This is a genomic window from Xanthomonas sp. WHRI 1810A (genome assembly GCF_040202885.1).
In the GTDB taxonomy this organism is placed as follows: Bacteria; Pseudomonadota; Gammaproteobacteria; order Pseudomonadales; family Pseudomonadaceae; genus Aquipseudomonas.
In genome coordinates, this window is sequence record NZ_JBEGED010000008.1 from 47292 (window position 1) to 59105 (window position 11814).

Annotated in this window: 9 protein-coding genes; 6 read left to right on the top strand and 3 right to left on the bottom strand. The window is 58.2% G+C overall.

The annotated features are described in order from the left end of the window. The first annotated feature begins 168 nt into the window (after positions 1 to 168). The gene (locus tag ABQX22_RS13410) at positions 169 to 1200 is read left to right on the top strand and encodes a quinone-dependent dihydroorotate dehydrogenase (protein WP_349800241.1); all 1032 of its coding nucleotides are present in this window, start codon (positions 169 to 171) and stop codon (positions 1198 to 1200) included. A 122-nt stretch (positions 1201 to 1322) separates the two neighbouring features. Here ABQX22_RS13410 and rmf read toward each other — a convergent pair whose 3' ends face one another. Beyond that, entirely contained in the window at positions 1323 to 1538 is a 216-nt protein-coding gene (gene rmf / locus ABQX22_RS13415; RefSeq protein WP_080290409.1) for a ribosome modulation factor, read from the bottom strand. A 584-nt stretch (positions 1539 to 2122) separates the two neighbouring features. On the opposite strand from rmf, the gene rlmKL reads away from it, so the two are divergent. Beyond that, on the top strand, positions 2123 to 4375 hold the full coding sequence (rlmKL, locus tag ABQX22_RS13420; protein WP_349800243.1) for a bifunctional 23S rRNA (guanine(2069)-N(7))-methyltransferase RlmK/23S rRNA (guanine(2445)-N(2))-methyltransferase RlmL: 2253 nt from the start codon (positions 2123 to 2125) through the stop codon (positions 4373 to 4375). 159 nt (positions 4376 to 4534) lie between these two features. After that, on the top strand, positions 4535 to 6544 hold the full coding sequence (locus ABQX22_RS13425) for a sensor domain-containing diguanylate cyclase (protein WP_349800245.1): 2010 nt from the start codon (positions 4535 to 4537) through the stop codon (positions 6542 to 6544). A gap of 179 nt (positions 6545 to 6723) precedes the next feature. On the opposite strand, the gene dacB is transcribed toward ABQX22_RS13425, so the two are convergent. Further along, positions 6724 to 8190 (bottom strand): D-alanyl-D-alanine carboxypeptidase/D-alanyl-D-alanine endopeptidase, encoded by a 1467-nt coding sequence (dacB, locus tag ABQX22_RS13430; protein ID WP_349800247.1) that lies wholly within the window; start codon positions 8188 to 8190, stop codon positions 6724 to 6726. 449 nt (positions 8191 to 8639) lie between these two features. Further along, positions 8640 to 8984 (bottom strand): YggL family protein, encoded by a 345-nt coding sequence (locus ABQX22_RS13435; protein ID WP_349800249.1) that lies wholly within the window; start codon positions 8982 to 8984, stop codon positions 8640 to 8642. 335 nt (positions 8985 to 9319) lie between these two features. Here ABQX22_RS13435 and ABQX22_RS13440 point away from each other — a divergent pair, with 335 nt between their 5' ends. Genes ABQX22_RS13440 through ABQX22_RS26900 form a run of 3 tightly spaced genes read left to right on the top strand, consistent with a single transcriptional unit; the run spans position 9320 to position 11608 of the window. Beyond that, positions 9320 to 10255 (top strand): glycosyltransferase family 2 protein, encoded by a 936-nt coding sequence (locus ABQX22_RS13440; protein ID WP_349800251.1) that lies wholly within the window; start codon positions 9320 to 9322, stop codon positions 10253 to 10255. Continuing rightward, complete coding sequence (locus tag ABQX22_RS13445; protein ID WP_349800253.1) at positions 10252 to 11208, top strand: WxcM-like domain-containing protein; 957 nt, start codon at positions 10252 to 10254, stop codon at positions 11206 to 11208. Before ABQX22_RS13440 ends, ABQX22_RS13445 begins: the two co-directional genes overlap by 4 nt. Before the next feature lie 43 nt (positions 11209 to 11251). Then, entirely contained in the window at positions 11252 to 11608 is a 357-nt protein-coding gene (locus ABQX22_RS26900) for a GtrA family protein (RefSeq protein ID WP_441005288.1), read from the top strand. Positions 11609 to 11814 lie beyond the last annotated feature (206 nt).

Sequence of the window (11814 nt, forward strand, 5' to 3'; positions counted from 1 at the left end):
GAACCCGGCCTCGGCCGGGTTTTTTTATGTCCGCCATTTGACTGTTTGCGCGCCGCGAAACCCAGTGGCGTCGGGGCTATTTCGCAATGTTCAGGACAGGTCTCGCGCTGCACCGGTGCGGCGTCTATAATCGCCCGCTGAATTCAGCCGCAACGAGCCGCGCTCCCCATGTATAACCTGGCCCGCCAGTTACTGTTCAAACTCTCCCCGGAAACGTCCCATGACCTGTCGATCGACCTGATCGGCGCGGGCGGGCGGTTGGGGCTCAATGGTCTGTTCAACAAAGCCCCGGTCAGGTTGCCAACGACGGTCATGGGTCTTGAGTTCCCGAACCCGGTCGGATTGGCTGCAGGGCTAGACAAGAACGGCGCGGCCATCGATGGCTTTGCACAGTTGGGCTTTGGCTTCGTTGAGATTGGCACCGTGACCCCGCGTCCACAGCCAGGTAATCCCAAGCCACGCGTGTTCCGCTTGCCTCACGCTGAAGGAATCATCAACCGCATGGGGTTCAACAACCTCGGCGTTGATCATCTGGTCAGTCGGGTGCAGGCCGCCAAGTACAGCGGTATCCTCGGCATCAATATCGGCAAGAATGTCGACACCCCGGTCGAGCGCGCCGTTGACGATTACCTGATCTGCCTTGACAAGGTTTACGCCCACGCCAGTTACGTCACCGTCAACGTCAGTTCACCTAACACGCCGGGCCTGCGCAGCCTGCAGTTCGGCGACTCGCTCAAGCAGTTGCTTGAAGCCTTGCAGCTTCGCCAGCAAGCGCTGACCGCGATTCATGGCCGGCGCGTGCCGCTGGCGATCAAGATTGCGCCGGACATGAGTGACGAAGAGACCGCGCTGGTGGCCGCCGCGCTCCTCGAGTCCGGCATGGACGCTGTCATCGCAACCAACACCACCCTCAGTCGTCAAGGCGTCGAAGGCCTGCCCCATGCCGACGAGGCGGGCGGGCTGTCTGGTGCGCCGGTGCGGGAACAGAGCACCCGTATCGTCAAGGTGCTGGCGGCGGAGCTGGGCGGGAAGTTGCCGATCATCGCGGCAGGCGGGATCACCGAGGGCAAGCATGCGGCTGAGAAGATCGCCGCCGGTGCCAGCCTGGTGCAGATTTATTCAGGCTTCATCTACAAGGGGCCGGCGCTGATTCGCCAGTCGGTGGATGCCATTGCGGCGATGCCACGCCCTACGGTCTGAATCCTGGCTGACAAAAAGGGGGTTCCGCGAAGGAACCCCCTGGGCTTTGGCCCGCGGCCCGGATGGGGCACGCATGGTGCGTTGGGATCGAGAAATGTTTTAGTCGGGAGCTACCTTGTGTGTCAGCCGACCGCGTGAAGTTCGTTGAGTCTGTGGATTCCCGCAGTGCCGGTCATACCGTCCCAGTTGTCGCCGCGTCCTTCTCGCCAGCCGTTGATCCAGGCTTGGCGTACTGACGGTAGAGTAAAGGGGCAAAGCTCACGGGATTTTCCATGAACGCCAAATTGATATCCGCGTAAAAATGCTCTTTCCAACGGATCACGCTTAAGTCTTCTCATAGGGTGTTGCCCTCGTCTGTTGACTGTAATGTCCCTGGAGACCTCAGGTTGAGGTCGGGCAGAAAATCATCTGCCGTTGGTACCCGCTGCCGGCGTCGCGGGCTTGGTGCTGCCGTCATTGCAACGACAACCTGTGGTGATTTCTAACCAATGCGCCCGGCGCTGTGAATGATCGTTTTGTCATAAGAAGGTCATGATTGGCACTTAAAGGCCATAAGCGTCGGATGCTTTCACAGCCAGTTTATTTTGTGATGCCCTTGATGCGGGCCTCTGCGCCGATACCGAGACGTGTTCTCAAGTTCGCTGTCCGACGGTTGGTAGCAGGGATTAAAGCGACGAAGGGTCATGGCATGGCTTTTTATTGCGGCTGGCGTCGGGCTCAATAGTGGTTTTTTAATATCAGATTCGGACCGGTCACTGGACAGGTCCATCGACTGCCACAGCGCCAGGTTTCATTAAAGCGGCTGTGTGGTGGACCGGCACATGTGTGTGCCACGCAGGCGTTCTCCAAGAAAGACGTCTGTTATAAATCGGGCCGGACAATGCGTTGTCCCGCCGCTCAAGCCCAAGGCTCTGGAATGATCATGTCGGACCGTTACGAACTTTTCCTCACCTGCCCTAAAGGCCTCGAAGGCCTGCTGGCCGAGGAAGCCACTGCGCTTGGCCTCGAGGACACCCGCGAGCACACCTCGACCATCCGTGGCACCGCCGACATGGAAACAGCCTACCGCTTATGTCTGTGGTCGCGTCTTGCCAACCGTGTACTGCTGGTGCTCAAGCGCTTCCCGATGAAGGACGCTGAAGATCTGTATCACGGCGTGCTCGACGTCGAGTGGCAAGACCATCTCGAGCCCGATGGTTCGCTGGCGGTTGAATTCAGTGGCCACGGTTCCGGCATCGATAACACCCATTTCGGCGCCCTGAAGGTCAAGGATGCCATCGTCGACAAGCTGCGCACGCCCGACGGCCTGCGCCCTTCCATCGACAAGCTCAACCCCGATTTGCGCATTCACCTGCGACTGGACCGCGGCGAAGCGATCCTGTCCCTGGACCTGTCCGGCCACAGCTTGCACCAGCGTGGATATCGCCTGCAGCAAGGTGCCGCGCCGCTCAAGGAAAACCTGGCGGCGGCGATCCTGATTCGCTCCGGCTGGCCGCGTATTGCGGCCGAAGGCGGCGCTCTGGCCGACCCGATGTGCGGCGTGGGGACGTTCCTGGTGGAGGCGGCCATGATCGGCGCCGATATCGCCCCCAACCTCAAGCGTGAGCGCTGGGGTTTCTCAGCCTGGCTCGGGCACGTCCCGGCGCTGTGGCGCAAGCTGCATGATGAAGCGCTGGCCCGGGCCCAGGCGGGCCTGGCCAAGACGCCGCTGTGGATTCGCGGATACGAAGCCGACCCCCGCTTGATTCAACCGGCGCGCAACAATATCGAACGCGCGGGCCTGAGCGAATGGATCAAGGTGTACCAGGGCGAAGTGGCCACCTTCGAGCCGCGCCCCGATCAGAACCAGAAAGGCCTGGTCATCTGTAACCCGCCGTACGGCGAGCGTCTGGGTGATGAAGCGAGCCTGTTGTACCTCTATCAGAATCTGGGCGAGCGCCTGCGTCAGGCCTGCCTGAACTGGGAAGCGGCGGTGTTTACCGGCGCGCCTGATCTGGGCAAGCGCATGGGCATTCGCAGCCACAAACAGTACGCCTTCTGGAACGGCGCCTTGCCGTGCAAGCTGCTGCTGATCAAGGTTCAACCTGATCAGTTCGTTACTGGCGAACGACGCACCCCCGAGCAACGTCAGATCGAGCGCGAACAGGCCGAGCACGAGGTGCCAGCTGAGCCGGTCAAGCTGAACAAGAACGGCAATCCGATTCGTGAGCCGCAGCCTGTGGTCGAGCAGGCGCGCCTGAGCGAAGGCGGGCAGATGTTCGCCAACCGCCTGCAGAAGAACCTCAAGCAGCTGAGCAAATGGGTGCGCCGCGAGGGCATCGATTGCTATCGGGTCTACGACGCGGACATGCCCGAGTACTCGCTGGCAGTCGACCTCTACGAGGACTGGGTTCACGTCCAGGAATACGCAGCGCCTAAATCCATCGACCCTGAAAAAGCCTCGGCGCGTCTGTTCGACGCCCTGGCCGCCATTCCTCAGGCGTTGAACATCGACAAGAGCCGTGTGGTGATCAAGCGCCGCGAGCGTCAGAGCGGCACCAAGCAGTACGAGCGGCAGAGTGCCCAGGGGCAATTTGTCGAGGTCAAGGAAGGCGGGGTCAAGCTGTTGGTCAACCTGACTGACTACCTGGACACCGGCCTGTTTCTCGATCATCGCCCGATGCGCATGCGGATTCAGCGCGAGGCGGCCGGCAAGCGCTTCCTCAACCTCTACAGCTACACGGCGACGGCCAGTGTGCACGCGGCCAAGGGCGGTGCGCGCAGCACCACCAGTGTGGACCTGTCGAAAACCTATCTGGACTGGGCGCGGCGCAACCTGTCGCTCAATGGGTTCTCCGACAAGAACCGCCTGGAGCAGGGCGATGTCATGGTCTGGCTGGAAACCAGCCGTGACGAATACGACCTGATCTTCATCGATCCGCCGACCTTCTCCAACTCCAAGCGCATGGAAGGCATCTTCGATGTACAGCGCGATCAGGTGCAGTTGATCGACCTGGCCATGGCGCGCCTGGCGCCGGGCGGCGTGCTGTATTTCTCGAACAATTTCCGCAAGTTCCAGCTCGAGGAAAACCTGGCCGAGCGTTACGCCGTGGAGGAGATCACCGCGCAAACCCTCGATCCGGATTTCGCCCGCAACAGCAAGATTCACCGTGCCTGGAAAATCACCGCACGCTAAGCCCCATGACCGTTCACCTGGCTGGACGGCCGTTTCGTCGGCCAGGTGGGCGCTGTGAGACGTCCCCGACACACTGCACTAGGCAAGCTGATGGCGAATCGCTATAAGTTAACCTTGGCCATGTCTCGGGGCAACACAGTGGCGTCATGAGTTTCGGGTATGTCGTCGCCTCCACCTAGCGCCAAGATATTGGGCTTCATCAGCGAAGATGCGTCGTCGTGGGCGGTTGCTTTGCTGACGTTTGCCGGCGGGGCGGTGCTGACTGCACTATTGGCCATGGCCAACGTCGAACTGTACCGACAACAATTGACCCAGCGCTTCGAGCTGCTGGCCAACGAACGTTTCAGTCGAGTCCAGGAACGTCTCGATGGCCAGGTACAACGCCTGGACAACCTGCGGCGTTTCTTCGTCTATTCCGACGAAGTCACCCAAGACGAATTCAATGGCTTTGCCAGTTCCATGGTGATCTGGACCGAGGCGTATTCATGGTCGCCGCAGTTGCGCGATGCCGATCGCCCGCAGTTTGAAGCCAAGGCCCGCCGCGATGGGTTGACCGGTTACTCGGTGACTGTGATTGGCCCCTCCGGTGAACTTGAAAGGTCGCCCCGCCGGGACATGTATCACCCGATTCGATTCACTCAAACGCGCACGGCGTCTATGCCGCCGCTGGGCCTGGATCTGGACTCCGAAGCCATTCGACACGCGACGCTGGAGCGGGCGCGGCGCTCGATGAGCATGGCCGCCTCGCCGCTCATGGACCTGATGGGCGTCGAGCCGCAGTACCGAAACGGCGTTTTGCTGGTCGCCCCTGTGGTGAGCCGCAGTCGAACCGGGGTGATCGATGCCTCGATGCTGGATGGCTTCGTCACGGCGGTCATCAGCCTGCGCAAGCTGATGGCCGAAGGGCTGCCGCAACAGGAGCAGGACAATCTGTCCCTGACCCTGCGCGACGTAACCGCGCCGCAATCGCCTGAAGTGGTTTATCGGTCGAGCGGTGTCGCGGCGATCAGTTCGCTGCACATCAGCAGCGAGCTGACCTTTGCCGACCGCAAGTACCTGCTGGAAATCAGCCCCACCGCCATGTTCCTGAGTGCCAACCCGTCTGCCACCGACAGCGTGGTGATCCTTGGCTGCTTGCTCAGTTTCATGCTCAGCACCCTGTTGTACGTGCTGATCAGCCAGCGCAAGCGGGCGCTGCGCCTGGTTGAACTGAGCACTGGTCAGTTGCGCCAGCGTGAGTTGCAGCTGCGCGAGGCGCACGGGCAATTGCGCAACGTACTCGACGCCGCCACACAGGTGGCGATCATCGCCACCGACCTCTCAGGCGTCATCATCACCTTTAACGTGGGTGCCGAGCGGATGCTGGGCTACGACAGCGCCACCGCGTGCAGCCAGTTGACCCTGCAGCAGTTGCTCCTTCCTGCCGAGCTGGATGCCCACACCCGGGAATTGAGCCAGCGTTACGGCCGCACCGTGGCGCCGAGCGAGGCCATGCTGGTCGAAGCGGTCGACGAACCCGGACAGCCGGCGCGTGACTGGACGTTTGTCCGGCAGGATGGCAATACGTTGCTGGTGAGCATGCAGGTCAGTGCTGTGGTGGATGAGGACGATCAGTGGGTCGGCTACCTGGCGGTGTGCCTGGACGTGACCGAGCGCAAGCGCGTTGAGGAAGAGCTGCGAACGATGTCGGTCACCGACGCGTTGACCGGGGTCTACAACCGTCGCTATTTCCAGGAGCGGCTGCAAGCGGAGCTGCTGCGCGCTGACCGGCATGGCGGTCGATTCTCGGTGATCATGCTCGACATCGACCACTTCAAGGCCATCAACGACGAGCAAGGTCACGCCACCGGGGACCTGGTGTTGCAGATCATCTGTCAGCGCATCAGCCAGCGGCTCAGGCGCAGCGATGTGTTCTGCCGACTGGGTGGCGAGGAGTTCATGATTTTGTGTCCCGACACCGATCCTTCGCAGGCCTATCAGCTGGCGAGAGAGTTGTGGGGCGAGCTGCGCAATGCCCCGATCGAGGGTGTGGGGCAGGTGACGGCGAGTTTCGGGCTCGCCAGTTGGCGACCCAATGAAAAAGGCGATGCGTTGCTGCTGCGTGCCGATTCCGGCGTCTACGCGGCCAAGCTGGCCGGACGTGACCGGATTGAACCCGAGCTGCCTTGAGTCGGGTGCGGCGCAGACACCCTGCGGGAGCGGACCCGTCCGCGAAGAGGCCTGCGTGACCCCTGGCGATCTTGCGCCTGCACAATCCTTCTCGCGGACAGCTCCATTCACGCCAATAGAGCCCGTGTGCATAAAAAAGGCCCATCCGAAGATGGGCCTGTCGGTTGACGCATGATCAACTAGCGGGCAATAGAGACGGCAGTGTTGGCCAGTTTAGGCTGGGCATACAGGTCGACCAGCACTTCATCGAGCACCGAAGAGGCGCCCCATGGCCGTGGGTCGTTGAGGATCGCGACCACCGCCCAAGTGTTGCCATTGCTGTCACGACTGAAGCCAGCAATTGCACGCACGGTGTTCAACGTCCCGGTCTTGATGTGCGCTTCACCCCGCATGGCGGTGCGCTTGAGGCGTTTGCGCATGGTGCCGTCCATGCCCGCAAGTGGCAGGGAGCTCATGAATTCAGCTTGATACGGACTGTTCCAGGCAGCCTGGAGCATCTGCGCCATCTCCCGTGCGCTCACCCGTTCGGCCCGGGACAGGCCCGAACCGTTTTCCATGACCAGGTGCGGCGCGATAATGCCTTTCTTCGCCAACCACTGGCGGATCACCCGTTGCGCGGCCTTGGCGTCGTCGCCGTCGGCTTCGTTGCGGAATTCCGACCCCAGGCTCAGGAACAACTGCTGGGCCATGGTGTTGTTACTGAATTTGTTGATGTCGCGGATGATCTCCGCCAGATCCGGCGAGAAGGCCTTGGCCAACAGCTTGGCATTGCCAGGTACGACGTCCAGGCGATCCTTGCCCAGGAGGGTGCCGCCCAGTTCCTGCCAGATCGCACGGACTGCGCCGGCGGTGTAGGTAGGGTGGTCCAGCAGCGACAGATACGTCTGGGAGTTGCAGCCATCGCCCAACTGACCCGTCACCGTCACGGTGATGCCGCCATCCGCGCCCGGCACCGGGTTGTACGCGACATCGCCGGTGCACTTGGTGGACGACAGTGCCTTGACCTGATTGTTGATGTGGATGGCGGCAATCGGTGGCTCGACCGAGACCAGAATCTTGCCGCCGTCGTTGCGGGTCACGAAACGCAGGGCCTTGAGGTTGACCATCAACGAGTCGGGCTTGACCAGGAACGGCTTGTTCTTGTCGTTGCCGTCGTCATCGAACACGGGAAGTTGCGGCTGCACGAAGTGGGTGCGGTCCAGCACCAGATCGCCGGTGATCTGCTGCACGCCATTGGCCCGCAGATCGCGCATCAACAGCCAGAGCTTTTCCATGTTCAGCTTCGGGTCGCCGCCACCCTTGAGGTACAGGTTGCCCCGCAGCACGCCATTGCTCAGGGTGCCGTCGGTAAAGAATTCGGTTTTCCACTGATGGGTCGGGCCGAGCATTTCCAGCGCCGCGTAAGTGGTGACCAGCTTCATGGTCGACGCCGGGTTTACCGAGACGTCGGCATTGAAGACGGTTGGCGTGCCTGGACCGGTGAGCGGCAGCATGACCAGTGACAACGCGTCGTTGTCCAGTTTGCTGGCCTTGATGGCCTGTTGGATCTTGGGGGGCAGTGCGGTGTTGACCGGAATAGCGAAAGCGGGCAAGGACAAAGGCAAGAGAAGGGTGGCGAGAAACAATGGACGTAAAGATTTGATCATTAAATAAACCCTACTGCAAAAGAGGGGGAAATAAAGAGGGGATGGATTCCCTCATGACTCATGTCGCTCAAACCGTGCACTCACGCCCAACGCCGTTAAAGACTAGGCGGCAAGCCGACGTGAGGTGAATATCAGGTACGTCCGACGCCGTTTGTGCAGAAAGTTACAATTGGCACCGGTAATAACGCGGCATTATGCCCCAAGCGGGCGTGACTTGCGCCGGATGAAACCCGTCGAATCGCGCTATTTTTTGCATTCCAAGAATATAGGTCTGGTGACGGGCTTTTGCATCCGCGCACCCAAGACGGGAGCAGACAAGGGCGCGGGCGGAGGTTTGAGGCGCTAATAGCGCTTTCTGAAGGCTGGCTGCCGAGCCGATCAGACAGACCAGCGCTCGCCGCCCAAAAAAAACCACCCCGAAAGGTGGTTTTTTTGAAGCTGGATCGATATCAGGCAGCAGGGGTGATCGGCTTCTCGGGATACCAAGCGTCCAGCAGTGGGCTGACTTCAACCTTGGTCAGCTCGCTGCGGGCTTTAAGCCAGGCTTCTACAGTTGTGCGCTGCTCTTCGGTAACAGAGCCGCGATCGGCCAGGCAGACAAGACCATAGTCATCACCGCCGACATAGTCCAGGCCGTTGGCATCCATGGCGTCTACAAGGAATGCGTCGAGGAATGCGTCAATCGCCTCATCATCCAAACCTTCGTTGAATTCCAGATTGAGCTCGAACCCCAATTCTTGGAACTCGTCCACGCATAGTTTTTTGCGCAGACGGCGGGAACGGTTGGTAGCCATGAAAAAATCCTATTGGGTAAATACGGCGCGCAGTCTAGCAGCTTCATACGTACCGCGCTTGTCTCGTGGGGGTTATTGGGTTTTAGCATCGATCTGGCTTAGTTGCGGGGGTGATCGGCGGTTTCACGCCGTCCGTTAATCAGGCGTGCAGTTTCAATAGCAATCGGTTGAATCCGCTGGGATAAAGCAAACCGCAAGCGACTTCTCCACTTGCTCCTGATTACCGAAAAGTTAAGCAATCAGGTAACATCGCAGCCCTGTGTCCGAAGGCTGTCGGATGGTTCAAGCGACCTGATTATCGCTGCGGGTCACACACATATCATAAGGAGATAAGCTTGCTCACGCTCGTTATACCGGTCTACAAAAACGAAGGATCAATCCCTGACTTGCTCCAAGCAGTCACGGGATTGAACACCAGAATGAACGGCGAGCTCGAGGTTGTTTTCGTCGTGGACGGCAGTCCTGACCGGTGTTTTGAACTTTTGAGTAATGCCTTGCCCTCCCAGAGTTTCATCTCGAAGCTGATATTGCTGTCTCGAAACTTCGGGTCCTTTATGGCAATCCGTACCGGTCTTCAGCACGGTTCCGGCACGCGCTTCGCGGTCATGGCGGCTGATCTGCAGGAGCCGCCTGAATTGGTCGAAGCCATGGACCGCGCCTTGCGAACAGAGCCGATAGATGTCGTAGTCGGCGCACGCGAAGGTCGGAACGATCCCCTGACATCCCGAATAGCATCAAGAATATTCTGGGGCTTTTATCGTCGTTACGTGGTTCCGGAGATACCGCCTGGCGGTATTGATATGTTTGGTTGCAATCTTGCTTTCCGTAACACCCTTCTGACGCTGGAAGAGCGCCACAGCTCTTTGATCGCACAGATTTTCTGGCTCGGTTACCGACGCAAATGCATTACATACACCCGCAATGAGCGTGAGCATGGCTCGTCGGCGTGGACGTTTCGCAAGAAAGTGAATTATCTGATGGACAGCGTTTTCTCGTTCACCGACCTACCCATTAGGGTACTGACGCGGGTGGGCGGGGCTGGCGCGGCGGTGGCGGCGCTACTGGGCATAATTGTTGCTTTTGCCAAACTTAACGGGATGATTCAAGTGCCCGGCTACGCAATGATAATGCTCACCGTAACCTTTTTGGGGTGCGCGAACCTCATGGGCTTGGGTATCGTTGGTTCTTACGCGTGGCGTACTTATGAAAATACCAAAAAACGTCCATTGGCCATTCCAATGCGTATTGAAAGTTACGAGGGTGGGCAATGACTGAATCAGCACGTGATTATTTCGTACACTCGCATGCGCTTTGCGAGAGCCAACATATCGGGAAAGGCACACGAGTCTGGGCGTTTACGCATATTCTTCCATCAGCCCGACTGGGCGAGGAGTGTAACGTTTGTGATCAGGTCTTCATTGAAAACGATGTAGTCATCGGCAACCGTGTGACGATCAAATGCGGCGTGCAGATATGGGACGGCATCGAAATTGAAGATGACGTGTTCATAGGCCCCAACGTAACTTTTACGAATGATCGCTTCCCAAGAAGCAAGATATACCCGGATGCTTTTCCGAAAACCGTGATCCGTAAGGGCGCGTCTCTCGGTGCAAATTGCACCATTCTGCCAGGTATCACGGTTGACTCGAATGCCATGGTTGGCGCAGGAGCGGTGGTCACCCGGTCAGTGCCGCCTAATGCGATTGTGGTAGGCAATCCAGCCAAAATCATTGGTTACGTTAATGCCAAACCCGGGAGCACCAAGGATGAAGCGTCAATACCTACCGGGCAAACATCAATAGCCACCTCTGTAGAGAATGTGACATTCCATTCTCTCACAGAAGTAACAGACATACGCGGTAGCTTGTCAGTAGGCGAATTTGACCGAGCCATTCCGTTTAAAGCCGAACGGTACTTCCTGGTTTATGACGTTCCTACCGCAGAAACTCGTGGTGAACATGCTCACCGCGTCTGTCACCAATTTCTCATTGCAGTCAAAGGTAGTGTTCATGTGGTTGCGGACGACGGCTTGAATAGGGAGGAGTTCATACTAGATAAACCCAATATGGGCATCCATCTACCGCCGATGACGTGGGGTATTCAGTACCGTTATTCGAGCGACGCCGTATTATTGGTTTTCGCCTCCCATTACTATGATTCGGCGGACTACATCCGTAACTACGACGAGTTCACATCATTGAAAAAACAAAATCTTGATTACTAATAACTTGATTAAGAAGTTAGTCAGCTTCAGTTTTGCACGCTTCTTGGTTTCAGGCGGCGTCAATACGGCTGTGACCTATGTCGCCTACTTGTTACTACTCAAAGAGTTTAGCTATACAGTGGCCTTTAGCATCGCTTACGCAATGGGAATCCTGCTTGCGTTCGTGATGAGCCGTTATTTTGTGTTTCAGAGCCACAGAGGCGCTACATCTGCGATACTTTTTCCGTTCATCTACGCTATCCAATATGTTATTAGCTTGTGTGTTATCTGGCTTTGGGTTGAAAAGATCGGGTTCTATGCCTCCTTAGCTCCGTTGGCGTCGATTGTCATCACGATCCCGATAACCTACGTACTTTCAAAAGTTTTATTCTCCCCGCCATCACGAAAGGATCAGCTATAGCCATTCCACACTGAGAAAATCGCGGAAGATAATCTTCCGCGGGATGGGACGGCGATTGCAAGTCTCAATGTTATCAACTCTGTCGCGCTGGGCCTTTGAAAGCTTGGAGACGAAGGCAAGTCTATATAATCTTTTCACCAAGGCCGGCACTCATTCAACCCAGTGCCGGTATATGTTTTCTGGATAGTTTAATTCAGAAAAGATAG